The sequence below is a fragment of the Shewanella yunxiaonensis genome, from assembly GCF_018223345.1.
Classification (GTDB): domain Bacteria; phylum Pseudomonadota; class Gammaproteobacteria; order Enterobacterales; family Shewanellaceae; genus Shewanella; species Shewanella yunxiaonensis.
Window position 1 is genome coordinate 2,554,901 of the sequence record NZ_CP073587.1, and the last position, 16,468, is coordinate 2,571,368.

Consider the following 16,468-nt stretch of genomic DNA (forward strand, 5'->3'; position numbering starts at 1 on the left):
GAGTAAATTATGGAGGCGTTACGCCAACGTATTGAGGTGGCTTTTGAAGCCCGCGCACAGATCAGCCCGGCAACCGTAGACGCGAGTCTGCGTGCCGATGTCGAAAAAGTGATCGATATGCTGGATCGCGGTGAAGTCCGAGTTGCCGAGAAAATCGATGGTGAATGGCATGTGCATCAATGGCTTAAAAAGGCTGTATTACTGTCATTCCGCATTTTTGACAATGGCGTAATCGACGGAAATGAAACCAAATATTTTGATAAGGTGCCAATGAAGTTTGCTGGCTACGATGATGCCCGTTTCCGCGCTGAAGGCATTCGCGTAGTGCCACCAGCCGCCGCCCGTAAAGGCTCATTCATTGCAAAAAATACCGTGTTGATGCCATCCTACGTTAACCTTGGAGCCTATGTTGACGAAGGCACTATGGTTGATACTTGGGCGACAGTTGGTTCTTGTGCACAGATTGGTAAAAATGTGCATCTTTCCGGTGGCGTCGGCATCGGTGGGGTATTAGAACCACTGCAAGCTGGCCCAACCATCATTGAAGACAACTGCTTTATCGGCGCCCGCTCTGAAATTGTGGAAGGCGTCGTGGTTGAAGAAGGCTCGGTCATTTCCATGGGCGTCTTTATTGGCCAAAGCACCAAGATTTATGACCGTGAAACCGGTGAAATCCATTATGGTCGAGTGCCTGCCGGTTCTGTGGTTGTTTCTGGGAGTCTGCCTTCAAAATGTGGCAAGTACAGTTTGTATGCGGCCATTATTGTGAAAAAGGTCGATGCTAAAACCCGCGGCAAAGTGGGCATCAACGAACTTTTACGCATTGTGGACTAAGCCTCAGCCCTTAATTAACAAACCCGCCATCAGGCGGGTTTGTATTATCTGGCGAACCAACAACTCAGCATTATTTAAACACTAGCGTTTTGTTGCCATTAACGACAACCTGATTATTCACCACCAACGCTAACGCACGGCTCAGCACACTCTTTTCCACATCGCGTCCGGCCTTTGCCATATCTTCTGCACTATAGTTGTGATCAACCGGAATCACGTCCTGTTTAATAATCGGCCCCTCATCAAGACTGTCATTCACAAAATGCGCCGTGGCACCGATGATTTTTACTCCGCGTTCCCATGCCTGACGATAGGGGTTAGCCCCAATGAATGCAGGCAGGAATGAATGATGGATATTAATGATCCGATTCGGGTATTGTTTGACAAATCCCGGGGTCAGGACGCGCATAAATTTCGCCAATACTACGTAATCGGGCTGATATGGCGAGATCTGATGCAATAACGCCTGTTCGTGTTCTTCACGGGTTAAGCCCTCGTGAGATACAAAATGAAAAGGTACATCAAACTTACCTGCTAACGATGCCAGCGTTTCATAATTGCCAATCACCGCGGCTATCTCGACATCGAGCGCACCGTAATAAGCCTTCATGAGTAAGTCACCCAGGCAGTGCGCCTCTTTAGTCACTAACACAACTACACGTTTACGACCGGCATCAATTAACCGCATCTGATTTTTCTGCGGTAAAACTTCCTGAAGATCGGCTAACAACTGCTCCTCATGGAATTCACCTTCTAACTCGGTGCGCATAAAAAAACGTTGTTGCAGATTATCAACAAACTCACTGTTTTTTATGATATTTAATTGATGCTTAAAACATACACTGGTGATCTTGGCAATGAGGCCACGCTCATCGGCGCAGTCCGTCATTAGAATTTTACGCTGCATTTCCTTCCCCAAATAACATCTGGACTGCAGAATATGCCATAGCAAACGTAAAAATACCCAATAAATCCTAATAAAATTTAGATATAACTATAAAAAATTTAACTAATACCACTATCAAGGTGTTGTTGCATTATTCGGCGCATGGCTTCGGCTTTTGTACCAAACACGACTTGTACGCCCTGCCCCATCACAATCACACCCTTGGCCCCCAGCGCCAACAGTTGCGATTTATCCACTCGCAAAGGGTCAACGACATTAAGGCGTAACCGCGTCATACAAGCCCCAAGAGTATGGATATTGGCAGCGCCACCAAGGGCATGGATTATCAAGCGAGAGGTATCAGCTGACTCACCAATACCGAGAGTGAACATGCTTTTATGCAGCTCATCAGGCTCCATTCTACCCGGCGTTTTCAGATTAAAAATCACAATCGCGGTACTGAAGATCGTGTAATAAAGCACTGCGGTTAGCGGGCCGAGAATAAGAAACCATCCCGCATTGGAGGCATTATGCCACATCAGCACTAAATCCAGAGCCCCCTGAGAAAAGCTGACGCCATAGTGAATGTTCAATAACACACATATCAGATAAGCCAAGCCACAGAGCAAAGCGTGCAGCAGATATAACACCGGTGCGACAAACAAAAAAGCAAACTCTATCGGTTCGGTTACTCCGGTAAACCAGCTTGTTGCCGCCGCTGAAAGCATAATCCCTGCGACCCGGTTACGTTCGGTTTTGTCAGCACAGCGCCACATGGCAAAAGCAGCAGCGGGCAATCCCCACATTTTGATCAGATATCCCCCGGCGAGATTACCGGCCTGCGGATCTCCTGCCAGGTAACGCGCAATCTCCCCGCGGACGATTTCCCCATTGGCAGAATATTGTCCAAATTCCAGAAAAAACGGCGCGTTCCAAATATGATGCAATCCCAGCGGCAACAACAGGCGTTCTACCGTGCCATAGAGTGCAAATGCCCATTGTGGTTTCTGATACACCGCCCAGTCAGAAAAAAGCTGAATATAATGCGCTAATGGCGGCCACAGATACGAAAATACCCAAGCCATGAGTAACGCCAGCGGTAACATTAATAGCGGGCCACTGCGGCGACCTTCAAAAAAAGAGAGAACTGACGGCAGTTTAACAAAGCGGCTAAGGTATACCGCCAAGCAAGTTAATCCGCCCAGTACCATGCCACCAGCAATACCAGTATCCAGCGTATTAATACCTAAGATCATGTTTCCCGGGAGATGTTTATCTGAAACAAGCACGCCAAGTCCCGCAGTAAATACTCCGTAACCAAATACAGCGCTAATAGCGGCGGCACCTTGTTCCCGACAAAAACCCACCGCAATCGCCACGGCGAACAGCAGCGGCATCATTGCAAAGATGAAATTACCGACGTTTGATAATAGCTCGAAGAGTAACGGCGGCATTGCTGTGGACAATGTTCCCGCCAATCCAATCATCAATCCTGCGGCGGGGAGAATAGCAATAGGTGTCAGCAATGCCTGACTGAGATTCTGGGCGAACTTAAACCAATGTTTATTCAGCCAATTTGCTGACTGACTGAGTCTGCCAGTGGTAGCCACTTTTTCAGCCATTGAAGTGCCTCAGTTTCTGGTTCCATCGTTTCACACGCATCAATATCTAAGCGCTCACCAACACGTTTAGCCCCAAGTTCACTTAACAACGCATCTATCTGTTTGCCACCACCACAAAAGGTGTCGTAACTGGAATCACCCAGCCCAATGACAGCGTAATGCAACTCCGGTAGATAGGGTGCACGATCCTTCATCATAATGAACCAGGGTGCGATATTGTCCGGGAGATCACCATCACCGGTTGTTGACGTCACCACTAATAGCAGCTCATCTTCGGGCGGCACAAAATCCGACAAATGCTCAGGCTGCCATAATTGCACTTGGCAACCCGCATCATTAAGCGCAGTGTCCAATGTTTCCGCAACATATTGTGCACTTCCATAAACTGATCCGAACACTATGTTGATTTTTTTCATGCTATACTTCGCGACCGGGAATATTTCTTATCCCAAAATACTTTATCGACTGCCCCGCCTGCAACTAGACCAAAGCAGCCGACTTCACATATCTAGGTCAGAAAGGAACGCAGTAATGCGACAGAGCAGCCGCCAGAAACTGATTAAACAACATCAGCGTATTACCCACACACGCAAAATTTGTTATTTCCAGGCGATTCGCCAACAAGATCAGCACCACCACCACTTCACATTGGATGCTTATATGCCCTTATTGGACATGATGCAGCAACGTAACAAATAGTTTTTCAGCGTTATTAAGCACCTGTAACTAATACGGCGTCTGAGGTCGACAACTCACTCGCCCCCCATCCTAGAGCAGTGAAAACCTGTTCCCATTCTGGCTCCGGTTCAGTCACAATGGTGAGTGGCTCACCAGATACTGGATGTGTCACTGAGAGCTTTTGCGCCAGCAACCATAAACGATTGATGCCGGTATATTCGCGAAAAAGGCGATTTTGTTTACCATCGCCATGAGCGGTGTCACCGATAATCGGATGACGCAGATGATCCATGTGGCGCCGCAACTGGTGTTTGCGTCCAGTCAGAGGCTGTAGCCGTAATAACGCAAACCGCGAGGTTTGATAACGTCCTGAAGGCACCGGAATTTCCGCATTCAACAATGGATCGAAGCGAGTAATAGCAGATTGGGCTTCCCGTTCCTGATTCGCCATTTTATCAGCGACCTCATCTAGTTCCTCTTTGAGCGGATAGTCCAATAAGCCACCGTCGAACACATTCCCGCGCACTAACGCCAGATAGTATTTGCTGACTTGGCGCGCCTCGAATTGCATACAAATCTGATGCGCAATCTGGCTACTTTTAGCGAACAATAATACGCCGGAGGTGGGGCGGTCCAGCCGATGCACCGGGAAAACATGACATCCCACTAAATCACGCGTCATCTGCATTGCAAAATAACGCTCGCGCCGAGCCAGATAGGTTTTATGTACCAGCAATCCGGCAGGTTTGTGGATGGCGACTAAATACTCATCCTCGTAAAGGATGTTAATTTGCGGCGCTTCACTCAACGCTGTTTCTTCATTTTCCACCGAGCAACTCATCCAGCCTCTCCAGTACAACGATTAAATCACGGGTTTCCTGTTTTTGTGCCCAGACATATTGCGCCATTGGGGCAATAGCGATTTTGGAAGGTAACGGCTGCTGACTACTGATTAATTGATGCATTTTGGGCAAAAAAATAAATTGTAGCCAATGTTCCAGCGGCAAGGTGTCACAAGCAAAAGGGGCCGTGCTAGCGAGCGCAATAGCAGCAGGTTTGGTCGCACTCCACATTGCCAGTCGCTTAAGCTCATTTTCGATAGCGTGCAAATGTAATAGTGTCTGCTGATAAAGCATATTGCGCTCATTAGATAGTCTGCAATTAATTGGTGCTTATCATACCATCCTGCAGTAGTTATCCCTATAATGCGCGGCAATCTTAACCGCAGACTGAAACCGCTATGCACACAATCTCTACCTTTGGTGAATTACTAAATGCCGCCAACAGCCAGTATCTGATTTATGACATGGGCCGCAGGGTGCAGTCTATAGATGTTATGGCTTTTCGACAGATTGAGGCATTAACTGCACCATATCCCTACCCTATTCAGGGGCATGCGTGTTTTGCATTAGTGTTTTGGGAACGACCGACCGCCCCCTTTATTTGGTTTTTGAAGTTGCCATTGGATGAGCAGGGACTGTTAAATCCCGCTGGACGCAGTCAGTTTATTGAAATGTTGCTTGAAGCTATGGGAACAGACCTTAAAAAGGAACTGACAGAAGCGCAGCAACAACAACTTGCAAGTCACCCTTTCAGCTTTCGGCCATCGCAGGAAAAATTAGCGTTATTCAATGCACTGGTGCGGCGTCAACTTGGTCAACCAGCATCCGCACAATATGAATATGCCTGTCAGTATCTTTCTGGCAATGATGCAGCGCAACATTGGCAAGCCGTTGGCTTACAGGGACTCGCTGATGTCTGCGCTCGCGCAGAGCAACTCGAACATCCGAAATTATTGGCAGAAGCCCTAGGATCAGCGGCAGTTGAAGTCCGTATTGCACTCTGCCAAATGTTGGAACACGTTACAATATCTAAAGAATTGGCCGCAAAAATTAGTGCTTATCTTCCCAACCAAGAAGCGACAGTGCAGTCCTATTATTTGAGGGCTTTGGCATCTCAGCCTGATAGTTGTGCGACTGCGATTGAAACATCAGTCAAGGAGGAAGCATGGTTGAGCCGGGATATGTTGTTAGCCATTGCTGCCCGTTGCTGGATGGTCTTAAAACAAGAGCAATGCCGCAAAATCTTTCTGGAGTCATTGGCAAGGCAACCTCTGGACTTCTTTATTACAATCTTTGCTGATATTGTGGCGATTCCCGCGATACGCACGGTGTTATTAGGTGAATTGCGAAATCCGGAGCGTAGTGTGCAACTCAGTACCGCAATTGGCGGACTCTTCAGGAACACGCAAAGATGATGACTGATTTTTTAATGATGGCAGGCCTGGTAGTGATCGCCGCTTTCTTTTGGCAACTGCGGCAAATGGCAGAAATTTGCCGCCAATTTGCGGAACGCGAGGTTAAGCGTCAACGAGTACAACTACTCTCAGTAGCCATGAACTCTGCACGTCCCTGCCTAGGCGCGGGATTGGGCTGGAAAGCTAATTTCCAATTTGAATTCAGCACCGATGGGATTAACCAATATAAAGGTCACATTCTGATGATCGGCAAGCGTATCCAGAAAATTGAATGGCCGATTTTTCCAGAACCAGAATGGGAACAAGCACCTACCAGTCGGGGCAAAGTCAGTGGTGGCTGTGGTGGTGGATGTCGCTCCGGCGGATGCCATTAATTAATTAATCAATCGATCTGACCAAGCAGCAACGCTATCGATTAGTGCGATTAAAAAAGAAAAGGCGCGACTCATTGAGCCGCGCCTTTCTGTTACATTGCTAAGCCGTCCCGCTATGCAATTGCTTCCCTGCTCCATCCCTGCGAATGAGATGCGTCCTTTGCTCCGTAACCTTCCTGGTGAGTCCCTGTATCCTCGTACCAGTCCCTTAACACCGATAGTTCCGTTTATCGGTCTATGCCCAGTCCTTAAGCGTGTCCAACATCATCCTTGAGCATCCAGCAGTAACGTCCTGTACTTTGTCCTGATGATGATTTCATCCCGAAATCACTTTCTACATCCATGTTGATCCGACTTCATGTCAGCATACTTTCCTTGTATCATCCCTGAACCGCTTCCCTCCAGCTTACTATCATCCTGATAGTATCCATTAAGTACCGTTCCGTGGACGAGATAAATATTACTCTAAAGAGGTATAAAAACGGCGTAGGCATATTTTTTTATTCGTCCCCCCCATAATTATCTAGTCCGCAAAAAAACACTAATATACTGAATTTAATTAATATTATTTTAAATGAGTGGATATTTCAGCGAGAAAATTTCTTAAATGTCTCACATGTTTGTAAGACATATCTCACAAGCTTATGAGCAGAAGTGGAAAGCTATATATAATAAGCACCATATCGATGGTATCAAGCACCCGCCATATCAGCTGAAATAGCAGATTCTTTCTGGCAAAAAGTGGCATCGTGCTATTGCTGATATACTTTGAATATCAGCAATAGCGGAGAACAGTTATGGACACTAGCCACAATAATATGGCCGCGCTATTTCAACAGCTAGGTCTTGAAAGCAGTAACAACGCCATCCAAGATTTCTTTCAGCGCCACTATCTTCCCAAGGAAGTGAACCTCGTGGATGCGCCTTTCTGGACGCCAGCGCAAAAGGCCTTTTTGAAAGAATCGCTTGATGCCGATGCCCAATGGGTAGAAGTGATTGATCATCTGGATACATCTCTTCGACGCTAATAACAACTGTTGGTCAGCACCACTCTCATCAGCGTAATGACGCCTGTTGATTAACCACCACAGGCGCCCATGTATCGTAATTGCTATTGATTGACGGAGGCTCAACAGGTCGTCAATCCGACTGATAAATCTCACTAACAACAACTTCCCATGCCAGGTTGCATTTACTGCTAGAGATCCTCGGTTTGAAGCGCATGAATCATAATGGATTTAACAGTAAGATTTTCTTCAAACGGTGACTATTCCAGTCTTCATCATTACTGACATTGACCACGCGATTCCTAAGCCCTAAGCTTGCAGTCCCCATGACGGGTAACGATGGGTAATCCATTAACTTTCTGAACTCAGGAAAATATTGCACCATAAAAGTCGGGAACATGAGCAAATTTCACATACTTCAACATATTGATTTTCAGATGCGTTAAAGCTAATCAGCACTGTTCTTGAGGTACAGCCAATCAATGAGGTTTTCGCCACTATGTCACTTGAGTTATCACAGATAATTGCCGCCGCAGTAACCCTCAGCCGCAAAGGTCAAACCCCGACACTCGCGCGGTTAAAAGCTAAAGTTGGTGGGAAGGTCCCGATGCCTTTATTGGTCGCGGGATTGCAGCGATTTAAAGCGATGACAGACGAGGAAATTGACCGAGTGGCAACTAGCATTACACCAACATCGGTCACGGCAGAGGGAACGGAAACCGCCCCCGCAGAAACACAACTAAATGACATACAATTACAAATAGCTCAGCTTACCGATTACTGTCACCGCTTAGAACAACGTATAAAACAACTAGAAAATAATCAGTTGGAGCAAGATTAATGTTTGTCACAGAGCTTCGGTTTGACTGCTACGCTGACACAACAGTATCTTTGGCAGAAAAAGCGATTAACAATCTGTTAGAAGCCTGGCGGGCAAATGGCCAAGTCATGGGGAGAGAATTTGCGGTCGCATTACATGAGGGTTCCTTTAGGGTTCGGCTCTTGTTGCCCGAAACACAAAGTCTTGCTAACCGCTTTAATAGTCCTTGGGCCAAGCAAGCGTTACATGCGCTCGCTGATGCAAAATTATTGGCTCCGCGCGAAAAATTATTGGGACAGGATATCAATTCTGAAATAAGTTGTGAGGAAAGCCCCTCCTGGCAACTTTTATATACCAGTTATGTTCATATGTGCTCGCCACTGCGAAGTGGAGACTCACTTCTGCCAATTCCGCTGTATCGCATTCCGGCAACCTTTAATGGCGATCATAAACAGCTGATCCGCTGGCAAACGGAGTGGCAAGCATGTGATGAATTACAGATGGCGTCTGCCACAGCGGCAGAATTTGCCGCATTACATGAACTCAGTGACACCTCAAGTGACCTCTTTCGCCGAGGTTGGGATTTGCGCGGCAGAATAGAGTACCTGACAAAAATTCCTACTTATTACTATCTCTATCGTGTTGGTGGAGAGAGCCGAAAGGCAGAAACGCAACGCGGCTGCCCACGATGCGGCAGCAAAGATTGGCGTCAAGCAGAGCCCATTCTTGACTTGTTTCACTTCAAATGTGACCACTGCAGAATCGTTTCCAATCTTTCTTGGGACTTTCAATAACCCGGTATTTAGCGCTTGGGAAACAAGTTAAGCCACATGCGTTTAAGACTGGCGAATATACCTGGATGGACTGACGCGCTAGTAGAGTCATCAAGTTCCTGATAACGCACGGCGTCTGTCACTCGTGGTGATAACATTCGTAAAAAATCAGCAAGATTGTCAGCCAGTCGCTCGTATGGTGCCTCACCTGGTCGCTCAGCCCAAACTGAACCATCGTTATTGTCCACTGTCAGCATCTCTTCATGTTGCTCAAGTATTCCAATGAACCACGTTGGCGACTGACGCAGCCTTTTTTTCATCATCAGGTGCCCAATCAGATTCTCCTGCAAGTAGCCGAAGTCCTTATCATTCCATACTTGCAGTAACTCACCGCTGCCAAAAGGTGAATCAAATTTCAGTGGCCCCGCAAAAAAATGGCCATAAAACTGTTCGATATCAGGATGCAAGTTAATCGACAGCGCCTCCCCCACATTGGCAAATGAAGCGGTTGATTGTCGGTGTATGGCTTGCCACTGAACCGGATCGTCATGTTCCCCGTCTAACACACATTCTGATGGTTCACCGCCTGCATAAAAACGTGGGAATTCGCCTAATGCAGATTGGTAACATTGTTGGTATTGGGCAAAAAATTGCTCTAGGGCCTCGGCACAAGACACTTATGAACGCTCACAAATCGAGTATAATGACTTCATATTTTGGCACGAATTCACCATTGATGACACAGAATCAAACCCCATACGAAAACGCGGAAGCCCTGGCTAAGTTGACTCTAGGCAAAACCACTCGTTACCGCGATACCTATGCACCAGAATTGTTACAGGCAGTGCCAAGGCAATTAAATCGTGATGCCATTGCATTGTCTGCCCCAATGCCCTTTCACGGCGCCGATATCTGGACCGCATACGAGCTGTCCTGGCTGAACACTAAAGGAAAGCCAATGGTGGCCATGGCCGAAGTCCATCTGGATGCTGAAAGTAAGAATCTGGTGGAGTCAAAGTCATTCAAACTTTATCTCAACAGTTTTAACCAGACCAAAGTTGAATCTGTAGAACAACTGCAACAGATGCTGACACAAGACTTGTCTCGCTGTGCAGATGGAAACGTAGCGGTAAAGGTGATTGAGCCAAAACAATTTTCGGGACAACGTATTACAGAACTTCCAGGGATCTGTATTGATGATATTGATATCGATGTTGTGGAGTACAGTTTCAATCCTGACTGGTTGCGCAATAGCACTGACAGCAAACAGATCGTTGCTGAAACCCTGAATTCTAACTTGTTAAAATCTAACTGTCTTATCACCTCTCAACCTGACTGGGGTAGCGTGATGATCCGGTATCAGGGGCCCAAGATCGATCGGGAAAAGTTACTGCATTACTTGATCTCATTCCGTCAACATAATGAGTTTCATGAACAATGTGTCGAGCGCATATTTACAGATCTCAAGCGTTATTGTCAGTGCAGTAAATTGACGGTATATGCACGTTATACCCGTCGAGGTGGATTGGATATCAACCCTTTTCGCAGCGACTTTGAACATCTGCCAGAAAGCAATCGCCTGGCACGGCAATAACATCGGACAAGTTCCCAGCTTGTAGATACCAAGTATCGGGTGAATCCTGACACACCCGATAGAGGTTGAGCGAGTCGCCATTAGCCGAAGAAAATGGCGATTCGCTACCGACGGCTAACGCCAAAGATGTGTCACCCACTGCGCCATGTAAAATACACCAGCTGAAGTGTTGTGCAAATCCGTCACCAGACACTGAGTTTAAAGAAAAATTAGCGAGTGGCTGCGATGAATTCAGATCAAAACTAAAGGTATTTAACCCTTGAGATAGCCCTTGGCCAGTGGCTTTGACATAAGCTTCCTTCATTACCCAAAGACGATAAAACGCAGCGGTATAATCCTCTTTTGATAGCGCCATTAACTGTGCTTGTTCTGCCGCTGAAAAATAATGCTCAGCGATCGAACGAATATTGCGACTGCGCTTAATTTGTTCAACATCAACACCGACGCAGCTAGATGTTGTCGCCTGTTCCAACACCGCAATCACCAACCAATCGCGGCTATGACTCAAATTAAACTGCAATTGACTATGCGCTTGTTGAATATCAATCAGTGTGGGCTTTCCGTGGGCTCCCGTCTGGAATCGCCAATCATCCGGAGAAAAGTTTTGATGAAGCGACAGACAATAGCGCAACAGTTGCTGATTTAGCCGTCGACGCGACGTTGGAGATGCCGCTTCAGACGGTGCCTGTATGTATGAACTTTTATAACGATGACAATAGAGACGGATAATCATAGTCTGGTGTCTTATAAAAATTTCGCCTTGAAAGTAACACCATTTTTGAAGGTGAAACGGCAGTCGGCAAGCGACCTTTTGGGATAGTGTATCACATCGCAACAGATCGCTTTTGCCACGCTGATTGTTGAAAGCAGGCACGACAGTTTCGCGATTGACTATACTCATCTATTAATCCACCGATATCTGCTCCAACGGGTGCACGCGCTTTTTCCAGTCTCATCGTCATTCAGGGATTGTTAAGCCAACACCGCATATTGTGTAAACAAAATTAAAGTTTTTGTAACCCAATGTTTGGAACTCACAAGATTGAAAGGGAGTAATCGATGAAACACAGCAAATTATTTTATCTCACACCAGTAGTTGCCTCTATGATGCTGGTAGCTTGTGGCGGCAGCGATACCACTGACCCTACTAAAAATATGGCGAAAGTGTCCTTTTCCGTTTCTGATGCACCAGTGGATAGCGCCCAAAAGGTCGTCATTGCCTTTGATCAAATTGAATTGGTGAAAAGCGGTCAGGACAACATTGTATTAGACGTTTCTGGCCCGAACGGCGAAAGCTACCGGCAACTCGACTTAATGCAATATCAAGGCACTGACAGTGCCATGATCATCACGGACCAGCCGATTCCAACTGGGACATACGACAACCTGATCCTGCATATCCTAGATGAATCTACCGGTTCAGATCTGAGCTATGTTGTAGATGACAACGGACAGATCCCGCTTAAACAACCCAGCCAAAAATTACAACTTGGCGGGTTCACAGTCGGCCAGGACAGTGTCCAGAGCTTTACCATTGAGTTTGATTTACGCCAATCCTTGGTAGAAAACAGTAATGGGGCTCGATATAACCTCAAGCCTCACGGCGTAAAAATCCTTAACAACGCCGCTGTTGCTGCCGTATATGGCAATGTTGACATCAACCTCTTCGGTGCTAACGGATGTAACGCCGATACCGGCAACTTTGTCTATGTTTACCCTGGTCATAGCTTGGACAGCAGTAAACTTGCTGACAATTACGACCCGGATACCAATACCGCTACGCTGCCAGAGGGGATTATTGAACCATATGCCTCCACTGGTGTGACCTGGGATTCTGGAAACTACGGAAGTTACTCGTTTGGATATCTGCCTACCGGTGACTATACTGTTGCCTTTACCTGCAGCGCTGAAAATGACGAGCCGTCCCAATATGATGGTATTGTCATTCCTAATCCAACTGAGCAATTGCATGAAATATCAGTGGTCGCCGGTCAGGATGTACAGCAGGATTTCAATGCAGTAGTCGCACCAACAACCGCACAATAATACTACCGGGACAAAGCGGTTAAGCGCTTTGTCCTGCTTTTGATATCTGCCTAACGCAAATTCAGCAACTGAGTACCCGCGCCCCCCAGGCTTCCCCATTTCCGCTTTATCGTTTTCCGGTCTAAAGTGACATCATTCAAGCTGACCTTACAGAATAAATGACAGAAAATTAAGTTGTGTACAATTTTTATTTCAACCTATACTGCCATCAGAAAAACCATTGGAGAAGCATATGAGCAGCTCGATATATGATATTGATATTATTGATATTCAAGGAAATAAAAGCAATCTCGCCTTATATAAAAATAAAGTCATGTTAATTGTAAACACTGCTAGCAAATGTGGTTTTACGCCTCAATATCAGGGCCTAGAGGAGCTATACCAAGAGTTTAAAGATAACGGGTTGGTGGTTTTAGGATTTCCTTGTAATCAGTTTGGCGCACAGGAGCCGGGCAATGAACAAGAGATTGCTAGATTCTGTGAGCTCAACTATGGCGTCAGTTTTCCGCTGTTCGCAAAAATCGACGTCAATGGTGCTAATGCTCATCCCTTGTATCAATTTTTGAAAAAACAGGCGCCTGGCGTTTTCGGTTCTTCAGCAATCAAATGGAACTTCACTAAATTTTTAGTAAATCGCGAAGGAAATGTAGTTGACCGGTTTGCACCGACAACCAAGCCAGATGCATTGAAAAAGCAACTATCTGAATTATTGAAGTTATAATTTTCTGTTGAAATTTTTATGGAATGTTGGAACCTTTTATTCCCTGAATACTCCAATGAAATGAGCAGAGATTTTTTGTTCATCATTCTCCCTAGCGGGGCTTCTAGCGCAGCCCCATTGATCCAGATGGATCAGAAGGCAGTCATCATGTGACTGCCTTTTTTTATGGCATGTCGAGATTATTTTCATCATCAGGGAACTGACAGATTTATTATATGTCTTACGTATTAGAGCCGATGAGCTCGGTTTTCCCTTTTAACTGAGCGTCCCGTTATCGGTTTCTACTCCTTGTAAATTCCTTCTTTTCGGCAACTGGATAGTTGCCGTTTTTTTATTTAGGGCTTTTAAAAATATTTTGCGTTCCCTGGGAACTAATGAATGTAGGTCTAGTCTGATTAAGCAAGACATGGTCTTGTGTTTCATCATCTCCCTTTTGACAAATACTGTGCTAGTCCACAGCATGTTTGTCCTGCTATAAAGTATTAATATTCCGGCAACCTTTGGGTTGCCGCTTTTTTTATAAATCCTAAAAAATTTCGTCCTTCATGGGAACTAAAGACTGCAAGCTTAGTCTGATTAAGTAAGACTTGGTCTTGTGTTTCATCATCTCCCTTTTTGACAGACACGGCTCTAGCGCACTGTGATTTTGTCACTTTACATGATTCATTCCGGCAACCTTGGGGTTGCCATTTTTTTGTCACGCTAACGCGCTCAATAACGGCCGTTTCGATTAAATCACTTCGACACAACTTTATGATTTCTTAATGGCGTTAAACAGATTTAAAATTCTCAACTAAAAATTAAACCATTTTTGAACTATTTCGAAGACGCCCAGTCATATCTTATGAAACGGATTTTCGTGTTCATCATTAACTCCCTTGGAGAGCACATCGTTCTAGCGCACTGTGTGCTTTCAAATAATTCTCTGGCAACCTTTGGTTGCCATTTTTTTTGTCAGAACGCACATAAAGTTGACTAATTAACAATAGCTGTTCATTTATGTTACAGATGAAAATCCTAATAAATGTTATTTGATAAAATTTATTAGATTTTAAGGAACTGTTTTGAACAACAGTAGTCTGAAAGGACGATAGGTTTTGATTTTCATCATATCCTCCCTTTTGAAATAGCGCGATTTTTCAGAATGTGTGTCTGAAAATACTAAGCGACCCCCATGGGTCGCTCTTTTTTTTTAGGCCGGTTGCACCTGTGTGATAGAGGTTTGCTGTAGCCACAGCAATGATTTTGCCAGCTTATCCAGAAGAGTTCGCACTGATGACGGAAATTGTTGTAAGTCAATCGCCAGCAACATATTTTTGACCTCGAGCCCTAACTCTGTATCACCTTCAATACACAGTCTTCGTTGAAAAAATAGAGTATCGGGATCTTCCTTACCAGCAGCGACAAGCAATAAATCGCCACTGTTCGCACTAAACGTCACAGCAGGCGAGCTAACTGGTCTTACTGTAAATCTGTGCTCAAAGCTAACTTCAAAAGATAACTGAAGATCAGCAACAGATACGGCTACCCAATGACCCTGTAAAAATTCCAGTTCATCGGCGGCAATCTGCTCAGATAACAGGTGTTGCAGCAATTGTTCTATCACTTTCGCTTTCGCAGCAAAAGGGATCATCACCAGTGGTTTTGCGGCGATTTTAGGCACTACAACCAACAACTCCTTGGCCATGCGAGACATCAACTCGTTAGGCATTGTTTTATTCTCCATTAAAGGCTACCGGCTTGGCATTTTAGCCACTATTTATGATCTCAAACCTGTTTTACATCAATTCTTAACAGATCAAACCTCGATAAACTTGCCCCTTTGTATCCATAGGGAGCACTTTTCGACATGGAACTTCTGTGTCCCGCTGGGAACCTGGCCTCACTGAAGGCGGCACTGAATGCTGGCGCTGATGCGGTGTACTTGGGATTGAAAGATGACACCAACGCCCGTTCCTTTGCTGGATTAAACTTTACGCCGCAAAGACTGCAGGAAGCAGCAACATTAGTTAAACGCAGCAAACGTAAGTTTTATCTGACCATAAATACATTCCCGCAACCGGGGCAAGAACAACGTTGGCATCAAGCCGTAGACTTGGCTGTGAATAGCAGTGCTGATGGCCTGATCATGGCCGATATTTCGTTATTAGACTATGCCCACAGCCACTACCCAGAAATACCCTTGCACCTGTCTGTGCAGGCCAGTGTTACCAATCTGGCAGGGTTGGATTTCTATCAAAAGCAATTCAATATCCAACGTGCCGTGTTACCCAGGGTGTTATCTATTAAACAAGTCAAAGACCTCGCCAAAGTCAGTCCGGTTGATCTCGAAGTGTTTGCTTTCGGCAGTCTCTGTATCATGGCCGAAGGTCGCTGCCAACTGTCGTCATATGTGACAGGCGAATCACCCAATAGCGGCGGTTCGTGTTCGCCAGCTCGCTATGTCCGATGGCAGGAACAAGGTGATAATCGCTTGACCCGTCTTAATGAGGTGTTAATCGATCGTTCAGGCATTGATGAACAGATGGGCTATCCGGTGGTCTGCAAAGGTCGGTATTTAGCAGAAGATGCTGGAACCGCACAATTTTTACTGGAATCCCCCACCAGCTTAAGTACTTTGGAATTGATCCCTGAATTAGCTGCTGCCGGAATAGTGTCGTTAAAAATAGAAGGACGGCAACGCAGTCCGGCCTATGTCGAACAAGTGACGCGGGTATGGCGAGATGCTATCGATAGCTATTTGGCAGCACCTGCACAATTCCAAAGCAAAAAAGAATGGTTGTCCGCACTGGCCAAGGTGTCTGAAGGACAAACCACTACGCTCGGTGCATACGAACGAAGCTGGCAATAGGAATC

19 protein-coding genes are annotated in these 16,468 nt (G+C 45.8%); 11 read left to right on the plus strand and 8 right to left on the minus strand.

Annotated features, from left to right (window positions below; genetic code table 11):
* Nucleotides 1-9: 9 nt before the first annotated feature.
* A complete protein-coding gene (gene dapD, locus KDN34_RS11640; protein ID WP_212593939.1) occupies nt 10-834 on the plus strand; it encodes a 2,3,4,5-tetrahydropyridine-2,6-dicarboxylate N-succinyltransferase in 825 nt (274 codons plus the stop codon).
* A 70-nt stretch (nt 835-904) separates the two neighbouring features.
* Here the strand turns inward: dapD and purU are convergent, their stop codons facing one another.
* From purU to KDN34_RS11655, 3 genes are all read right to left on the minus strand, one after another.
* The gene (gene purU / locus KDN34_RS11645) at nt 905-1,741 is read right to left on the minus strand and encodes a formyltetrahydrofolate deformylase (protein ID WP_212593940.1); all 837 of its coding nucleotides are present in this window, start codon (nt 1,739-1,741) and stop codon (nt 905-907) included.
* 98 nt (nt 1,742-1,839) lie between these two features.
* Complete coding sequence (locus KDN34_RS11650; protein ID WP_212593941.1) at nt 1,840-3,342, minus strand: PTS transporter subunit EIIC; 1,503 nt, start codon at nt 3,340-3,342, stop codon at nt 1,840-1,842.
* Entirely contained in the window at nt 3,288-3,758 is a 471-nt protein-coding gene (locus tag KDN34_RS11655) for a flavodoxin (protein ID WP_212593942.1), read from the minus strand. Before KDN34_RS11655 ends, KDN34_RS11650 begins: the two co-directional genes overlap by 55 nt.
* A 115-nt stretch (nt 3,759-3,873) precedes the next feature.
* Here KDN34_RS11655 and KDN34_RS11660 point away from each other — a divergent pair, with 115 nt between their 5' ends.
* Entirely contained in the window at nt 3,874-4,041 is a 168-nt protein-coding gene (locus KDN34_RS11660) for a hypothetical protein (protein WP_212593943.1), read from the plus strand.
* 13 nt (nt 4,042-4,054) lie between these two features.
* Here KDN34_RS11660 and truC read toward each other — a convergent pair whose 3' ends face one another.
* Both truC and KDN34_RS11670 read right to left on the minus strand, forming a co-directional pair.
* Nucleotides 4,055-4,861, minus strand: coding sequence for a tRNA pseudouridine(65) synthase TruC (gene truC, locus KDN34_RS11665; protein ID WP_212593944.1), 807 nt, complete (start codon nt 4,859-4,861; stop codon nt 4,055-4,057).
* Nucleotides 4,839-5,156, minus strand: a complete 318-nt coding sequence (locus KDN34_RS11670) for a YqcC family protein (protein ID WP_212593945.1) — start codon at nt 5,154-5,156, stop codon at nt 4,839-4,841. The genes truC and KDN34_RS11670 overlap by 23 nt, the downstream gene beginning before the upstream one ends.
* A gap of 104 nt (nt 5,157-5,260) precedes the next feature.
* Between KDN34_RS11670 and KDN34_RS11675 the strand changes: the two genes are divergently transcribed.
* The 5 genes from KDN34_RS11675 to KDN34_RS11695 all read left to right on the plus strand — a co-directional run bounded on the left by KDN34_RS11675 (nt 5,261) and on the right by KDN34_RS11695 (nt 9,272).
* Nucleotides 5,261-6,277, plus strand: a complete 1,017-nt coding sequence (locus KDN34_RS11675) for a DUF3549 family protein (protein ID WP_212593946.1) — start codon at nt 5,261-5,263, stop codon at nt 6,275-6,277.
* A complete protein-coding gene (locus KDN34_RS11680; RefSeq protein ID WP_212593947.1) occupies nt 6,274-6,651 on the plus strand; it encodes a DUF3301 domain-containing protein in 378 nt (125 codons plus the stop codon). Before KDN34_RS11675 ends, KDN34_RS11680 begins: the two co-directional genes overlap by 4 nt.
* Nucleotides 6,652-7,448: 797 nt before the next feature.
* Nucleotides 7,449-7,679 carry a DUF2789 domain-containing protein gene (locus KDN34_RS11685; RefSeq protein ID WP_212593948.1) on the plus strand — a complete coding sequence of 77 codons (231 nt, stop codon included), beginning with the start codon at nt 7,449-7,451 and terminating at the stop codon, nt 7,677-7,679.
* 478 nt (nt 7,680-8,157) lie between these two features.
* The gene (locus KDN34_RS11690) at nt 8,158-8,499 is read left to right on the plus strand and encodes a hypothetical protein (protein WP_212593949.1); all 342 of its coding nucleotides are present in this window, start codon (nt 8,158-8,160) and stop codon (nt 8,497-8,499) included.
* Complete coding sequence (locus KDN34_RS11695) at nt 8,499-9,272, plus strand: Zn-ribbon-containing protein (protein ID WP_212593950.1); 774 nt, start codon at nt 8,499-8,501, stop codon at nt 9,270-9,272. The genes KDN34_RS11690 and KDN34_RS11695 overlap by 1 nt, the downstream gene beginning before the upstream one ends.
* Nucleotides 9,273-9,280: 8 nt before the next feature.
* Here the strand turns inward: KDN34_RS11695 and syd are convergent, their stop codons facing one another.
* A complete protein-coding gene (syd, locus tag KDN34_RS11700; protein WP_212593951.1) occupies nt 9,281-9,928 on the minus strand; it encodes a SecY-interacting protein in 648 nt (215 codons plus the stop codon).
* A gap of 59 nt (nt 9,929-9,987) precedes the next feature.
* Here syd and queF point away from each other — a divergent pair, with 59 nt between their 5' ends.
* Nucleotides 9,988-10,845: an NADPH-dependent 7-cyano-7-deazaguanine reductase QueF gene (queF, locus tag KDN34_RS11705; protein WP_212593952.1), complete on the plus strand. Its 858-nt coding sequence runs from the start codon at nt 9,988-9,990 to the stop codon at nt 10,843-10,845.
* Here queF and KDN34_RS11710 read toward each other — a convergent pair.
* Nucleotides 10,784-11,578, minus strand: a complete 795-nt coding sequence (locus KDN34_RS11710; RefSeq protein ID WP_212593953.1) for a 4'-phosphopantetheinyl transferase family protein — start codon at nt 11,576-11,578, stop codon at nt 10,784-10,786. The genes queF and KDN34_RS11710 overlap by 62 nt on opposite strands.
* Nucleotides 11,579-11,904: 326 nt before the next feature.
* Here KDN34_RS11710 and KDN34_RS11715 point away from each other — a divergent pair, with 326 nt between their 5' ends.
* Together KDN34_RS11715 and KDN34_RS11720 are read left to right on the plus strand one after the other, a co-directional pair.
* On the plus strand, nt 11,905-12,891 hold the full coding sequence (locus tag KDN34_RS11715) for a DUF4382 domain-containing protein (RefSeq protein WP_212593954.1): 987 nt from the start codon (nt 11,905-11,907) through the stop codon (nt 12,889-12,891).
* 232 nt (nt 12,892-13,123) lie between these two features.
* Nucleotides 13,124-13,612 (plus strand): glutathione peroxidase, encoded by a 489-nt coding sequence (locus KDN34_RS11720; RefSeq protein ID WP_212593955.1) that lies wholly within the window; start codon nt 13,124-13,126, stop codon nt 13,610-13,612.
* Nucleotides 13,613-14,804: 1,192 nt separating this feature from the next.
* Here the strand turns inward: KDN34_RS11720 and ubiT are convergent.
* Nucleotides 14,805-15,338 carry a ubiquinone anaerobic biosynthesis accessory factor UbiT gene (gene ubiT, locus KDN34_RS11725; protein WP_228730326.1) on the minus strand — a complete coding sequence of 178 codons (534 nt, stop codon included), beginning with the start codon at nt 15,336-15,338 and terminating at the stop codon, nt 14,805-14,807.
* A 123-nt stretch (nt 15,339-15,461) separates the two neighbouring features.
* Here ubiT and ubiU point away from each other — a divergent pair, with 123 nt between their 5' ends.
* Nucleotides 15,462-16,463 carry a ubiquinone anaerobic biosynthesis protein UbiU gene (gene ubiU / locus KDN34_RS11730; RefSeq protein ID WP_212593956.1) on the plus strand — a complete coding sequence of 334 codons (1,002 nt, stop codon included), beginning with the start codon at nt 15,462-15,464 and terminating at the stop codon, nt 16,461-16,463.
* Nucleotides 16,464-16,468 lie beyond the last annotated feature (5 nt).